This is a genomic window from Amycolatopsis sp. NPDC104587 (assembly GCF_055583645.1).
In genome coordinates this window covers 127,171-141,238 of record NZ_JBVJNO010000009.1, presented here as the reverse complement: position 1 = coordinate 141,238, position 14,068 = coordinate 127,171, and the positions used below count along the sequence as shown (strand labels likewise).

The window sequence follows — 14,068 nt, the reverse complement described above, 5'->3', positions numbered from 1 at the left end:
CTTCTGGGCCCCCGGGGGGCTCCGATGGTTTCTTCGGTGTCGCCCCCGGGGGGGGGGGGGGGGGTGGACCTCTTCCCGGCTGGGCGAGCCGCCCCCCCCCCCCTCGGGCACGGACAGCGGTGGCGTCTTCGTGCCGGCAGGTTCGGCGCCGTCCGACCGCGCGATCGGGACGCGGGATCGTCCGCCGGCGCCGCAGCTCTGCCGGAGGAGATCCTCGCTCCGGAGCCGCCCGCCCGGCCATGCGCGAGCCGGGAACTACGGATACTCAAACAAATGCCGGGGCCCACCTTTCGGCTGGTGTCCTCCTCCCGGGCCCGGCCTACGATGCGCCGATGAGCCCCCGCACCCCCGGCGACCACGCCCGGTCCACGGCCGGGCTCGTGCGGCAGACCCTGCTGGGGGAGCGGGACCGGCCGCTGCTGGTGCTGGTCACCGGCGCCGCGGGAACCGGGAAGACCACGCGGACCGCGGAGCTGGTCGCCCTCGCCCGCGAAGCGCGTGTGTCCCATGTGGACTTGTCGTTCACCTCCGCGCACAGCCCGCTCGTGCGGTCCGCCGTGGGGGTCGGCCCGCCGCCGGATCCCGCGAAGCGCGACGACGCCGGCGCGTGGCGCGAACGCCTGGCTCGGGAGGCGCCCGCGCTGCTGGTCGTCGAGGACGTCCAGCGCGCGCCCGCCGGGTTCGTCGCCCTGGTGCGCGACTGGGTGGAGCGGGCGGGGAGCGGCTGCGTCACCGTCGTCACGGCGCGCCCGGAGGAGCTCGCCGATCCCGACCTTCCGCTGGGACCCGGGCTCGCGCTGCCGGCTGCGCTCTCCGTGCGCCACGACCGCACCGCGCCCTGGACCGACGGCCGGGTGCAGGAGCTGGTCCACGCGCGGCTCGGGCCCGAGCGCTGCCCGCGCCAGGTGGTGGCCCGGCTCGCGCAGCTTTCCGGCGGCAACGTCCAGGTCGTCGCCGACCTGCTGGAGCTGCTCGGTGCGACGGGCTCGGGCGATGGGCCGTTCACGACCCAGGACGTCGACGCGCTCGGGGTGCCAGCCCGGCTCGCGCAGCTGACCGCCACCCGGCTCGCCGCGCTGTCCCCGGCCGCGTCCGCCCTGGTGGCGACGGCCAGCGTGCTCGGCGGTCCGGCGGCCGTCGCGGACCTGGCCACCGCGGCCGGGCTGTCCGTCGAAGACGCCGAAACCGCGCTGGCCGAGGCCGGCGCCCTGCTCGTGGCGGACGACCGGGGGGACCACGGGTTCGCCGTGCCACTCGCGGCCGCCGCCGTCCGGGCCCGGCTGCCGGGCCCGCGGCGGCGGCGCCTGCACCTGCACGCCGCGGACGTGCTGGGCCGCCGCGACCCCGTTCCGTGGGCGCACGTCGCCGAACACCGCCGCCGGGGCGGGGCGACCGAGGAGTGGCTGCGCGCGGTCGAACGCGCCGCCGGGGACGCGGGTGCGTTCGCCGACCCGGAAGCGGTCGTCGACGTCGTGCGGCCGGTGCTCGCCTCCGCGGAGATCGGCGAGGAGGTGCGGGCCCGCCTCGCGCTGCGGCTGTCCCGCAACGCGATCTTGACCCTGCCCTCGCCCCGGACCGTGGCGGTGCTGCGCGAGATCGTCGGCCTGCCCGGGCTCGCACCCGGGGTGCGCGGCGAAATCCGGCTCGAGCTCGGCGTGCTGCTGCACAAGCAGCTCAACCGCGCGGAAGGCTGGGAAGAGCTGGAACGGGCCATCGGCGAGCTGCGTGAGCGGCCGGCGCTGCTCGTGCGCGCGATGACCGCGCTGGCCAACCCGTTCCAGCCGGGGGCCGGCCTCACCGAACACGAAGCCTGGCTGGCGCGGGCCGGCCGGGTCGCCGACGACGACGTCTCGCGGGCCGCCGTCGCCGCCGCGCGGACGTCACTGGCCGTCGCCTGCGGGGACGCGGCCCCGTTGCGGCGGGTGCGGCCGCCCCGGGCCGGACTGAACCCCCGGCACAACGAGTACCTGGCTCGCGGGCTCACGAACACCGCGGTCGGGGCGGTGTTCGCGGGCCGGTACCGGGCCGCGGGCGAGATCCTCGACCAGGCCCGCCGGTGCGCGGACGTGCTCGGGTCGCCGTTCTTCGAGCAGTGCGACCGCGGCACCCGGCTGCTGTACGACTTCGAGCGCGGCGCCTGGGACGGGCTGGCCGAGCGGTGCCGCCGCGGCATGTCGGACGCCGGTGTCCATTCGGACGCCCGCCTGGTGCTCGTCCAGCTGGCCGTGGCGCGCGGCGACTGGGCCGAGGCCGAAGACGTCTGGCCCGGCCGGGAAGGCTTCGCGTTCGTGCCTTACGCCGCGGCCGCGGCGGCCACCCGGGCCCGCATGGACCTGGCCCAGGGCCGGGTCGGGGACGCCGTCGCGACGGTCGAGCAGGCGTGGGGATCGCTGGTGGGCAAGGGGATCTGGGTCTGGGCGGCCCGGCTGGTCCCGGTCGCCACGCAAGCCTGGCTCGCGGCCGGGGCTCCCGACCGGGCGGCCGACGCCGCGGGGCAGTTCGCCGCCGGCCTGCGGGGCCGGAGCTGTCCGATGGCCGCCGCGGCGCTGCGGTGGACCCGGGCCCTGCTGGCCGACGGCGAACCCGTGGCGTTCGAGCGCGCGTCGGCGCTGTACGCGCGGCTGGCGGCCCCGTACCCGGCGGCGCTGGCGCTGGAGGGCGCGGCCGGTGCCCGGCACCTCGAAGCGGCACTGGCGACGTTCACCCGGCTCGGAGCGGCGTGGGACGCGACCCGGGTCCGCGGCCGCCTGCGCTCGGTGACGGGGGATGCCGAGCTCCTTCGCGGCCGCGGCCGCCCGGCCTACGACGACGCGTTGTCCCCGCGCGAACGGGAGGTCGCCGAGCTGGCCTCCGGCGGGATGACGAACCGGGCGATCGCCGAGACCCTGCACTTGTCCCCGCGCACGGTGGAGCACCACGTCGCCCGGGCGATGCAGAAGCTGGGGACCCGGTCCCGCCGGGCCCTCGCGGCCGCTCTCGGGACGTGATTACGACGAGTGCGGACGGGGTACCCAGGGCCGGATCGAAGTGCCGGCACCGGAGGGTCTCGCAGTGTGGATTCGCAAGAAGATGGCCGTTCCCGTCAGCGACGTCGACCGTGCGGTCGCCGTTCTCGCTGCTCAGGGCCTCAGTACCGAGCGAGCCGGCCGTGAGCTGAGGGAGATGGCCCGGGTGCGGCACATCTCGCTGGCCCGCTGTGCGGCGTTGGTCGTGGCGTCCGTGGACCGGGCCGGGCGCTGACGCTCCCGTCCCGGTCCGCCGGCTATCCGCCCAGGGTGACGTGGAAGATCTTTTCGTTGCTGTTGTCGGGGATGCTGTCCTTGTCGCCGTTGTTCGTCGTCGTCAGCCACAGGCCGCCGTCGGGCGCGAGTTCCACGGTGCGCAGGCGCCCGTAGGTGCCGTTGAAGTAGGCCTGGACGTCGGTCAGCTCGCTGCCGCTGATCACTTCGCGGTACATCCGGGTCCCGCGTTCGCACGCGACGTAGAGCACGTCGCGGACGATGGCGATGCCGGAGCAGGACCCGTCCGCCGTGGAGTACGTCCGCTTTGGCGCGATGAACCCGGCGGTGCCGCACGTCCCGGAGGTGCCTTCGCAGGCGGGCCAGCCGTAGTTGCCGCCCTTGGTGATCAGGTTGGTCTCGTCCATCACCGCGTTGCCGAACTCCTGCTCCCACAGCCGGCCCTGGGAGTCGAACGCCAGCCCCTGCGGGTTGCGGTGGCCGTAGCTCCACACCGGGTTGCCGAACGGGTTGTCCGAAGGGACGCTGCCGTCCGGGTTGAGGCGCAGGACCTTGCCGTTGAGACTGGCCTTGTTCTGCGCGTTGTCGCCGTTCTGGGCGTCGCCGGTGCTGGCGTAGAGCTTGCCGTCGGGGCCGAAGCGCAGCCGGCCGCCGTTGTGGAACTTGTTGCGCAGCAACCCGCTGAGCAGGACCTGCTCGGTGCCGAGCCGGTCGTTCTCCAGCTTGATCCGCACGATCCGGTTGTCGGACGGCGACGTGTGCATGATGTAGAGCCAGTGGTCACTGGCGAAACTGCTCGAGACGGCCAGGCCGAGCAGCCCGCCCTCACCGTCGGTGTTGTCGACGCTGGGGACCGTGCCCACGCTGGTCTTGGCCCCGGTGGCGGGGTTCAGGTGGACGATGTCGTGGGCGTCGCGCCGGCTGTAGAGGATCGTGCCGTCCGACAGGGTCACCAGGCCCCACGGGATGTCGGTGTCGGTGGCGATCTGCGTCACCGCGCAGACAGAGTCGCCGCAGGCCGCGCCGGTCGTCACGGTCGTGGCCGCGCTGGGCGAGGACACGTTCGCCTGGGCGTCGCGCGCGACGACGTAGTACGGGTAGCTCGTGTTCGCCGCCAGGCCGCTGTCGACGAAGGTGGTCGCGGGCGGCGCGGTGGCGGTCCCGGTGACCGCGCCGACCTTGGCCCCGCCGCGGTAGACGTCGTAGGCCCGCACGCCGATGTTGTCCGTGGCCGCGGTCCAGTTCAGCGTCACCGTCGTGCCGGACGCGCGGCCGGTCAGGCCGGTCGGCGCGCTCGGCGCCTGGGTGTCCGGCTGGCACTGCGGCGGCGTGATCGGCACGGTGGTGCTGGCCTGCGAGACGTTGCCCGCGGCGTCCCGCGCGTTGACGTACAGCCCCCAGGTCACCCCGCCGACCACGGTCAGGCTGGTCGACAGGGTGCTCACCGACTTCATCAGCTGGCCGTCGTGGTAGACGTCGTAGAACGCGACGCCCACGTTGTCGGTGGACGCGTTCCACGAGAACGTCACGGCGTCGCAGACCAGGTCGCTCACCCGCGGGTTGCCCGGCACGCTCGGCGGCTGGGTGTCACCGAGGGCGGTCCGCCACTTCTGGTTGCCGCCGCCGTTGCAGGTGTACATCCCGACGAGGGTGCTGTTCGCGGTGCCCGCCCCGGTGACGTCCAGGCAGAGGCCCGACTGGACGCCGGTGATGGTGCCGTCGGCGTTGATCCGCCACTTCTGGTTCGCGCCGCCGTTGCAGGGGTAGATCTGCGCGTCGGCCGGAGAAGTGGTGCTCGCACCGGCGACGTCGAGGCACATCGCGCCGTCGTACACCCGCAGCTCGCCGGCCGCTGTGAACGTCCAGGCCTGGTTGGCCTGCCCGACGCAGTCGTAGATGTTGACGCGCGTCTTCGCCGCGGTGCTGTTGCCGACGACGTCCAGGCAGCGTCCGGAAGCCACGCCGACCACGGTCGAGCCGGTGGCGGCGGTCGCGGGCGCGACGATCGCGGCGGCGGCGACCACCGCGGCCAGGACACCGAGGAGCCGGCGGCGGACGTTCGAGGAGACCATGCTCCTGCCTTTCACGGGTGGCTCGGCCGAAGAGGGCCGCCCCACTGTTGTGGGCGCGAGACCGAAACGTCAAGACCTGTCCGGTTGCTTGTCCGCTCGGTGAGCGTTTTTCGTTGTACGGTGTGTCATATATCAGATTTGGCTTGGGGAGGTCTGGTGGAACTCACCCGTCGGCAGGCTTTGGCGATCAGTGCGGCCGGCGTGGCCGCGGCGGGACTGCCGGCGTCCGGAGTCGCCGCGGCGGCCGGATCCGGCCCGGTGACGGAAACGCTGCTCCTCACCGGCAGCGACGCCGACCACACCGTCGACTGGGATTTCCGGGTCACGGCGGGCCGGCGTGCGGGGGAGTGGACCACGATCCCGACGCCGTCGAACTGGGAATGCCACGGCTTCGGCAGCTACCACTACGGCGGGGATCTGGTTCCGGCGGAGAAGGGCAATTACCGGCACTCGTTCACGCCGCCGGCGTCCTGGGCCGGCCGCCGGATCTTCCTGGTATTCGAGGCCGCCATGACCGACGCCGACGTGCGGGTCAACGGCGTCTCGGCGGGACCGGTGCACCAGGGCGGCTTCTACCGTTTCCGCCACGACGTCACGGCCCTGCTGCGGCTCGGCGAGCCGAACCTGCTCGAGGCGACCGTCAGCAAGGAGTCGGCCGACAACTCGGTGAACGACGCCGAGCGCCGCGGCGACTTCTGGAACTTCGGCGGGATCTTCCGGCCGGTGTTCCTGGAGGCGTACCCGGCTGCCCGGATCGACCGCGTCGCGATCGACGCCCGCGCGGACGGGACCTTCACCGCCCACGTCACGCTCGCGGGGGTGACCGCGGCGGCCCGGGTGACCGCGCAGCTGCGCGGGCTCGACGGCACGGCCGTCGGCGGGGCGTTTTCGGTCGCCGTCGCGAGCGGCGCCACCGGCGCGACCTTGACCACCACCGCGGCGCGACCGGCGTTGTGGACGGCCGAAACACCGAACCTCCACCGAGTCGAACTGTCTCTTGTGGACGCCACCGGAGTGCCGCTGCACAGCACCGCCGAGCGCTTCGGCTTCCGCACGATCGAGGTCCGGGCCGGCGACGGCGTCTACGTCAACGGGAAGCGGATCGTCCTCAAGGGAGCGAACCGGCACACCTTCTGGCCGACGTCGGGCCGGGCGTCCAGTCCTCGTCTTGCCCGGCTCGACATCGGGCTGATGAAGGACATGAACATGAACGCCGTCCGGATGTCGCACTACCCGCCGGACGGTTTTTTCCTCGACCTCTGCGACGAGCTCGGGCTCTACGTCCTGGACGAGCTGACCGGCTGGCAGCGTCACTACGACGAGGCCGTCGGGGCGCCGCTGGTCGAGGCCCTGGTGGAGCGCGACGTCAACCACCCGTCGATCCTGTTCTGGGACAACGGGAACGAAGGCGGCTGGAACACCGCGCTGGACGACGACTTCGGCCGGTACGACCCGCAGCGGCGGGCGGTGCTGCACCCGTGGACGACGTTCAGCGGCGTCGACACGAGCCATTACCAGACCTACAGCAGCACCGCGAGCAAGGCCGCCGGCACCACGGTCTTCATGCCGACCGAGTTCCTGCACGGACTCTACGACGGCGGCGCCGGGGCCGGCCTGAACGACTACTGGAAGCTCATGGACGGCGCCCAGCGCTCGGCGGGCGGGTTCATCTGGGCGCTCGTCGACGAAAGCGTCGCGCGGGACGACCGCGACGGGACGCTCGACACCAACGGCAGCCGCGCCCCCGACGGGATCCTGGGGCCGTACCGGGAGAAGGAAGGCAGCTTCTTCACGATCAAGGACATCTGGTCGCCGGTCCAGCTGGCCAGCCCGGCCTACTACGACTCGGTGTTCCCGGCGTCGTTCGACAAGACCGTGAAGCTGGTCAACCGGTACGACTTCACGAACCTCCGGGAGTGCCGGTTCGCCTGGCAGCTGGTGGCTTTCCCGGCGCCGGGCGCGGGAACCGGCCACCGGGTCCTGTCCCAGGGCCAGGCCGGCGCGCCGGACGTCGCGCCGGGGGCGACCGGTGCGGTGACGCTCGGCCTGCCCGCCGACTGGACCGGTGCCGACGCGCTGCGGCTGAGCGTGACCGACCCGGCCGGCAGGGAGGTCGCCGGCTGGACGTGGCGCATCCGGAAGGCGCCGGACTTCGCCGCGCGCCTGGTCAGGCCGGCGACCACGGGCGGAGTGACCGCGACCGAGACCGCCACCGCGGTGACGCTCGTCGCCGGAGCCGTCCGGGTCACCGTCGGCAAGGCCGACGGACGGCTGGCCGGTGTGCGCCGCGGAGGCACGCCGGTGTCACTGGCCAACGGTCCCGCCCCGGCTCACGGGACGGCGGCGCTCACCGGGTTCAGTCATTTCCGTGACGGCACCGGCTGGGTCGCGCGAGCGGACTACAGCGGCGACCTGACGTCGGTGCGCTGGCGCCTCGACGCCAACGGCTGGCTGCGGCTGGACTATCACTACCGCGCCACCGGCGACCACGACTTCCTCGGGGTGAACTTCGACTACCCGGAGGCGAACGTCCGGGGCCTCACCTGGCTCGGGGACGGGCCCTACCGCGTCTACAAGAACCGGCTGCGCGGCGTGTCGACCGATGTTTGGCGCAAGCCGTACGACGACACCGCGACCGGGGCGAGCGGGTTCGCGTACCCGGAGTTCAAGGGCTACCACGCGCGGACCTGCTGGGCCGTGCTGGACACCGTCGAAGGCGCGGTCACGATGGTCGCCGGGGAAGAGGGTATGTACCTGCGGTTGTTCACGCCGGCGATGGGGCCGGATCCACAGCACGCCGTGGTCGCCTACCCCGCCGGCGGCCTCTCGCTGCTCGACGGGATCGCACCGATCGGCAACAAGTTCCACAGCGTCACGTCGCTGGGTCCGGAGAGCGGTCCGAACGCCGCTGCCGGGGACTACCACCGCACGGTGTATCTCCGCTTCGACGGGTGACCGCCGCGGTCGTCACCTCGGAGCTTCCCAGGCGGCTTCGATCATCCGGAAGATCTCGTCCAGCGCGGCCCCGGGCTCGGCGGCGTCGCGGGCGATCGCGTAGGCGTCGACGACGAACCGTGCGATGGCCCGGCACGCGGTGGGAGAGCGGTCCAGGTCGGTGGTGATGGTCGTGGCCAGTGCGTCGGCGTACCGCAGCAGCATGGCGTCCTCGTAGGCCAGCAGTGCGGCCGAAGAGCTGATCATGCGCCGGAGAGGAGCCCGGTCGCGCGCCGCGCAGTGGCGGACCATGGCGTGGACTTCGCGGTGCAGCGCGGGGATGAGCGGTTCACCGGCGCGGTCGGTGACGGCCCGGGTGAGGCGCTGTTCGAAGTCCTCGTCCTGTGCGAACACCAGTGCCTCTTTCGAGGCGAAGTGGGCGAAGACGGTGGTGACGGCGACATCGGCTTCGGCGGCCACGTCGCGGATGCCCACCGTGTCGTACTCGCGGTCGAGGAACAGGCGCAAGGCGGTCTCGGCGATCTTCTGCCGGGTCGCGGCTTTCTTGCGCTCGCGGCGTCCTGGTGGCGCGGTCACCGGCGGAGACTATCAGGTCGCTAAAGCTACCTGTTCTTAAAAGCTAACCGTTAGTGCTATGTTCGGGGCATGAAGATGATCAGCTTCGCCGAGTTCGGCGGTCCCGAGGTCCTGCGTCTGGTCGACGCCGAGGAACCCCACGCCGGACCCGGGCAGGTCCGGGTCGCGGTGCGGGCGGCGGGCGTGAACCCCGTCGACTGGCGGTTGCGGGAGGGCCAGGTGCTCGGGGCGCACCCGGTCGTGCTGCCTGCCGGGGTCGGGCTGGACGCCGCCGGGGTGGTGGACGAGGTCGGCGCCGGAGTCGTCGGGGTCGCGGCCGGCGACTTCGTGTTCGGGGAGGGGACGAGCACGTACGCGGAGTTCGCGGTGCTGTCGGCGTGGGCGCGGATGCCCGAGGAGCTGACGTTCGCCGAGGCGGCCGGGTATCCGTCGGTGGTGGAGACCGCGGTGCGCGTCCTGCGCGAAGTGGGCGTCGAGGCCGGGCAGACGCTCCTGGTCAGCGGAGCCGCCGGCGGGGTGGGAACGGCGGTGCTGCAGATCGCCCGCGCCCGCGGGATCAGGGTGATCGGCACGGCCGGGGCGGCGAACCAGGACTACCTGCGCGGGCTGGGCGCGGTGGCCACGACCTACGGCGAAGGGTGGGCCGACCGGGTGCGGGCCCTCGGCCGGGTAGACGCGGCGCTGGACCTGGCCGGCTCGGGCGTGCTCGGTGAGCTGGTGGCGCTGACCGGGGACCCGGGGAAGGTGATCTCGATCGCCGACCTGGCCGCCCCGCGGTTCGGCGTTCGGTTCTCCGGCGTGGCCGGCAGCGTGCCCGAGGCGCTCACCGAGGCCGTCGCCCTGATCGCGCGGGGCGAGCTCCGCATCCCGGTCGAGAAGTCGTACCCGCTCGCCGAGGCGGCGGCAGCACACGCCGACAGCCAGGCCGGTCACACGCGAGGCCGCCGCGTCGTGATCATCTGACCGCGCCGGGAATGCGGGCCGTGATGTGGGCCACTGTCGTCCGGTTCGTCGGGGAGTTCACGCATGACGGGTGCCCGGATCGGGTAAGCCGACGCGTCTCGCGTGCGCGCGAGGCGGCTGAAGAGGTGGTGCCGGTTCAGCCAGCAGCCGGCACCACCGCCAGGCTTCGGCGTCTGCGTGGAGTGGGGCGCGATGTGGCCGGGGGAGCGGATGAACCAGGGAGGGGAAGTACCCGTGACCGAGATCGGGGAGCAGTCCGGCGAAGACTGGGCGGCAGACCGGGTCGCGTTCTGCGCCGAACCCGGCGGAGACGGCTGGAACCGCTGCCCGGTGCCGGCGGACGGGCCGCTCGCGTACCGGTTCGGGGCGCTGGCGGAAGCCCTGCTGGCCGCGGACACGCTGCACGAGGCGATGGAGCGGGTGGTCACCGCGGCGTTGCGGATCGTGCCCGAGGCGGACCTGGTGAGCATCACCCTCCGCTCACCGGGTGGCGGGTTCCACACTCCGGTGAGCACCGAAGAGACGGCGGAGGAGCTGGACCGGATCCAGTACCGGACCGGCGAAGGACCCTGCGTGGCCGCGGCCGGGCACAACGGCCCCGGCCACGTGCTGGCCGACGACCTCGCCCGGTCTTCGACGTTCCCGGAGTTCGGGCCGCGAGCGGCCGAGCTCGGCTTCGGGTCGTTGCTGGCCACGACGTTGCTGCCGGACCGCGAGTCGAACCGCCCACCTGGGGCGATCAACCTCTACGGCCGGAAGGTCGGTGCGTTCGGCGCCGGCGCCGTCGACCACGCGCTGATCCTGTCCGCCCACGCGTCGGTTGCCTTGGCCGGGGCGGCCGCCCACACCGCCGCGGCTTTGCGCGAGCACCATCTGCGGCGCGCCGTCGACAGCCGTGACGTGATCGGGCAGGCGAAGGGGATCCTGATGAGCCGCCGCGGGGTGTCGGCCGACGAGGCGTTCGACATCCTGCGCCGCACGTCGCAGGAGCTCAACGTCAAGCTGGGCCAGATCGCCCGGACGTTGACCGAGAAGCATTCCGAGCTGGACGGCTGAGCACCGCCCTCGAGCGAAAGCTCGTGCCGGACGGGGTGTCGCCCGGCGAGCGGCGGACGGTCGTGCTGGACTGGGGGAGTGGATCCCGTCGAGGAGTGGACGAACGCGCAGCACCGGGTGACCGGTTTGACCGGAGATCTTTCCTCGGGGGAGGCGACCGAGCTGGTCCCGGCTTGTCCCGAGTGGACGGTGCGGGACCTTCTTGCGCACATGGTCGGGCTCGACGCCGACGTGCTGGCGGGTGACGAGCCCGGCGACCACAACGAGGCGTGGACGCAGCGGCAGGTGGACCGGCGTGCGAACAAGTCCGTCGTGGCGCTGCTCGAGGAATGGGCGGGCCTGGTCGAGCCGATGCGGCGGTGGATGCGTGAGCACACCAGCCGTCCGCTGAACGACGTCCTGATCCACGAGCAGGATCTCCGCGGCGCCCTCCGGGTTCCCGGCGGACGCACCACTCCCGGACTGTCGAGCTTGCGGGACGACTTCGCCGAGCGGTTCCGGGCCGCGGTCGCCGACCGTCCACCGATTCTGCTGGACGGTGGCACCTGGCAGTGGGTTTCCCGGGGACCTGCCGAGCGCGTCGCCACCGTCGTCCGTGCCGACGCGTTCGATCTGACGCGTGCCTTGATGTCCCGCAGGTCGGCCGGTCAGCTGCGCGCGTGGACGGTGCACGGAGAAATCGCGCCGTACCTGTCCGGCTTCGCCGCGCTCGGCGACCTGCCGGAGCGGGATCTCGAAGAATAGTTGCCGACGAGCCGTCGGCCGGTCCGCCGAATTCACTCTCCCGGGTCATTTTCGACCGGACTTCGACCTGCCGGGCATCGTTGCCGATTTTGCGGGTAACCCGAGCCGGATCGGTCAAGCCCACGAGATGCAGGTGAGTTCGCAGATGTCCGTTGACAGCGCAAAATCCCCGGTGCTCGACGCCGTCCGGCTGCTGGCCGTGCTGGCCGGCGCCGAGCAGCACGCCCGAGACGGAGAAGGCCTCACCGAGCGCGTCCGGTCTCTTGAATACCGGGCCGGAGCCGGGGACGCGTACGCCCACGCACAGGAACTGGTGCGCAAGATGACCGGCATGCCGGTCGAGTCGGACTCGGACCGGTGACGTGGCGACGTCGCTCGCGCTCTTCACCCGGGACCTGCGGGTGCATGACAACCCCGTGCTGCACGCGGCCGCGGCCGCTGGCCGCTGCATTCCGCTGTTCGTGGTGGACGATCGGATAGGGCGCTCCTTCGGGTGCCCGAACCGGGCGGCCTTCCTCGCGGACTGCTTGGCCGACCTCGACCGAAGCCTCCGTGACCGCGGGGGACGGCTGGTGGTCCGGCACGGCGAGCCGGTCGAGGAAGTGCTGGAAATCGTGCGCCGCCACGACGTCGGCGAGGTGCACGTCGCCGCCGACGTGAGCAGGTTCGCCACCGCACGTGAAGGAAGACTGGCGGAACGGCTCGAGCAGCTCGGCGTGGCGTTGCACGTCCACGACACCGTCGTCACCGCGGTCGCGCCCGGATCCATCACTCCCACCGGCGGAAAAGCCCACTTCGCGGTCTTCACCCCGTACGCGCGGAAGTGGCAAGCAGCCGACCGGCGCGTGGTCCTGCGGGCGCCGTCCTCGGTGAAGGTGCCGCGGATGGCCGCCGGGAAGGTGCCCGGCGCACGGCAGCTGGATGGCGGCTCGCCGTCACCGAAGCTCCCGGAAGGCGGCGAACGAGCCGGACGCAAGCTGGTGACATCGTGGCTGCGCGATGGCGTCGACGGCTATGCCGACAGCCACGACGCGTTGGCCGAGGAGGGGACTTCGCGCTTGTCCCCGCATCTGCACTTCGGCACGGTCTCGGTCACGGAGCTGCTGGACCGGGTCGGGACGGGGTCGGCAGGGGCCCGCGCGTTCGCGCGGCAGCTGGCGTGGCGCGACTTCCACCACCAGGTGCTCGCCGCCCGGCCGGAATGCGCGACCCGGGACTACCGGCCGCACGGTGACCGGTGGCGCGAGTCCAAGCGGGATTTCGTGGCCTGGCAGGAGGGCCGGACCGGTTACCCGGTCGTGGACGCGGGGATGCGGCAGCTCGCCCGGGAAGGCTGGATGCACAACCGGGCCCGGCTCATCACGGCGAGCTTCCTGACCAAGACGCTCTACCTGGACTGGCGGCTGGGTGCCCGGCACTTCACCGAGCTCCTGGTGGACTGCGACGTCGCCAACAACCAGCTGAACTGGCAGTGGGTCGCCGGGACCGGCACGGACACCCGGCCGAACCGGGTGCTCAACCCACTGGCCCAGGCCAAACGCTACGACCCGGACGGTGAGTACGTCCGCCGCTACGTTCCCGAGCTCGCGCACGTCCCGGGCGGCCGGGTGCACGAACCGTGGAAGCTGCCGGGCGACGAGCGGCGCGCACTCGACTACCCGGCGCCCATCGTCGACTTGACGGACGGCGCGCGACGGTTCAAGCGGGCCAGGGAAACGGCCTGACCGAACACAAAAGTGACGGAGGAGAACCATGAGCGAAGACGAACACCGGATCGTGACCACGATCGCGCGAGAGGTCCGCACGGCGATGATCACCAGCCGGGGCGCCGGCGGCAAGCTGACCAGCAGGCCCATGACCAGCCAGCAGGTGGATTTCGACGGCACCGCCTGGTTCTTCGTCGCCAGGACCGCCGACCTGGTGGCCGACGTCGGCCGGGACGACCAAATCAACGTCAGCTTCGCGGGTTCCAGCTCCTGGCTGTCGCTGAGCGGGACCGCGTCCGTGGTCGATGACGCCGCTCGCAAGAAGGAGCTGTGGAACGAGTTCGTCCAGGCCTGGTTCCCGAACGGCCCGGACGACCCCGATGTCGTCCTGCTGAAGGTGGACGCGGACTCCGCCGAGTACTGGAACACCCCCGGCGGCAAACCCCGGGCCCTGTTCGAAATGGCGAAGGCCCGGCTGACGGGAAACCGGCCGGACCCGGGCGACAACAACGCCGTGGACCTCTGAGTTTCGGGAAGTCCGGTCAGCGCCGCCGTCGAGGACGTTGACCTTCGGCGGTCACCCTGCTGACGATGGAAGCCGTCGGCGCGCGGCGGTCGACCTCGATGGTGTGCGGCGGGGGGGGGGGGGGGGGGGGGGGGGGGGGGGGGGGGGGGGGGGGGGGGGGGGGGGGGGGGGGCGGGGGGGGGTGTGGAGGCCGTTCCGCGCGCCCGCTCATACTCACTCCCTCGCCCTTCT

General features: G+C 72.5%; 11 protein-coding genes. 9 read left to right on the top strand and 2 right to left on the bottom strand.

Annotated elements, in window-relative coordinates; genetic code table 11:
* Positions 1 to 332 precede the first annotated feature (332 nt).
* Positions 333 to 2,987 (top strand): LuxR C-terminal-related transcriptional regulator, encoded by a 2,655-nt coding sequence (locus ACZ61C_RS28295; protein ID WP_465310873.1) that lies wholly within the window; start codon positions 333 to 335, stop codon positions 2,985 to 2,987.
* An 82-nt stretch (positions 2,988 to 3,069) separates the two neighbouring features.
* A complete protein-coding gene (locus tag ACZ61C_RS28290) occupies positions 3,070 to 3,240 on the top strand; it encodes a hypothetical protein (protein WP_465310872.1) in 171 nt (56 codons plus the stop codon).
* 22 nt (positions 3,241 to 3,262) lie between these two features.
* Here ACZ61C_RS28290 and ACZ61C_RS28285 read toward each other — a convergent pair whose 3' ends face one another.
* Positions 3,263 to 5,311 (bottom strand): PQQ-dependent sugar dehydrogenase, encoded by a 2,049-nt coding sequence (locus ACZ61C_RS28285; protein ID WP_465310871.1) that lies wholly within the window; start codon positions 5,309 to 5,311, stop codon positions 3,263 to 3,265.
* A gap of 156 nt (positions 5,312 to 5,467) precedes the next feature.
* On the opposite strand from ACZ61C_RS28285, the gene ACZ61C_RS28280 reads away from it, so the two are divergent.
* Positions 5,468 to 8,266 (top strand): glycoside hydrolase family 2 TIM barrel-domain containing protein, encoded by a 2,799-nt coding sequence (locus ACZ61C_RS28280; protein ID WP_465310870.1) that lies wholly within the window; start codon positions 5,468 to 5,470, stop codon positions 8,264 to 8,266.
* Between the two features lie 12 nt (positions 8,267 to 8,278).
* Here the strand turns inward: ACZ61C_RS28280 and ACZ61C_RS28275 are convergent, their stop codons facing one another.
* Positions 8,279 to 8,842: a TetR/AcrR family transcriptional regulator gene (locus ACZ61C_RS28275; RefSeq protein WP_465310869.1), complete on the bottom strand. Its 564-nt coding sequence runs from the start codon at positions 8,840 to 8,842 to the stop codon at positions 8,279 to 8,281.
* Between the two features lie 69 nt (positions 8,843 to 8,911).
* Here ACZ61C_RS28275 and ACZ61C_RS28270 point away from each other — a divergent pair, with 69 nt between their 5' ends.
* The 6 genes from ACZ61C_RS28270 to ACZ61C_RS28245 all read left to right on the top strand — a co-directional run bounded on the left by ACZ61C_RS28270 (position 8,912) and on the right by ACZ61C_RS28245 (position 13,837).
* The gene (locus ACZ61C_RS28270) at positions 8,912 to 9,805 is read left to right on the top strand and encodes an NADP-dependent oxidoreductase (RefSeq protein WP_465310868.1); all 894 of its coding nucleotides are present in this window, start codon (positions 8,912 to 8,914) and stop codon (positions 9,803 to 9,805) included.
* Positions 9,806 to 10,039: 234 nt separating this feature from the next.
* On the top strand, positions 10,040 to 10,861 hold the full coding sequence (locus tag ACZ61C_RS28265) for a GAF and ANTAR domain-containing protein (protein WP_465310867.1): 822 nt from the start codon (positions 10,040 to 10,042) through the stop codon (positions 10,859 to 10,861).
* Positions 10,862 to 10,939: 78 nt separating this feature from the next.
* On the top strand, positions 10,940 to 11,605 hold the full coding sequence (locus ACZ61C_RS28260) for a maleylpyruvate isomerase family mycothiol-dependent enzyme (protein ID WP_465310866.1): 666 nt from the start codon (positions 10,940 to 10,942) through the stop codon (positions 11,603 to 11,605).
* 145 nt (positions 11,606 to 11,750) lie between these two features.
* The gene (locus ACZ61C_RS28255) at positions 11,751 to 11,966 is read left to right on the top strand and encodes a hypothetical protein (protein ID WP_465310865.1); all 216 of its coding nucleotides are present in this window, start codon (positions 11,751 to 11,753) and stop codon (positions 11,964 to 11,966) included.
* 1 nt (position 11,967) lies between these two features.
* Entirely contained in the window at positions 11,968 to 13,329 is a 1,362-nt protein-coding gene (locus tag ACZ61C_RS28250; protein WP_465310864.1) for a cryptochrome/photolyase family protein, read from the top strand.
* Between the two features lie 28 nt (positions 13,330 to 13,357).
* Positions 13,358 to 13,837 carry a pyridoxamine 5'-phosphate oxidase family protein gene (locus ACZ61C_RS28245; RefSeq protein WP_465310863.1) on the top strand — a complete coding sequence of 160 codons (480 nt, stop codon included), beginning with the start codon at positions 13,358 to 13,360 and terminating at the stop codon, positions 13,835 to 13,837.
* Positions 13,838 to 14,068: the final 231 nt, after the last annotated feature.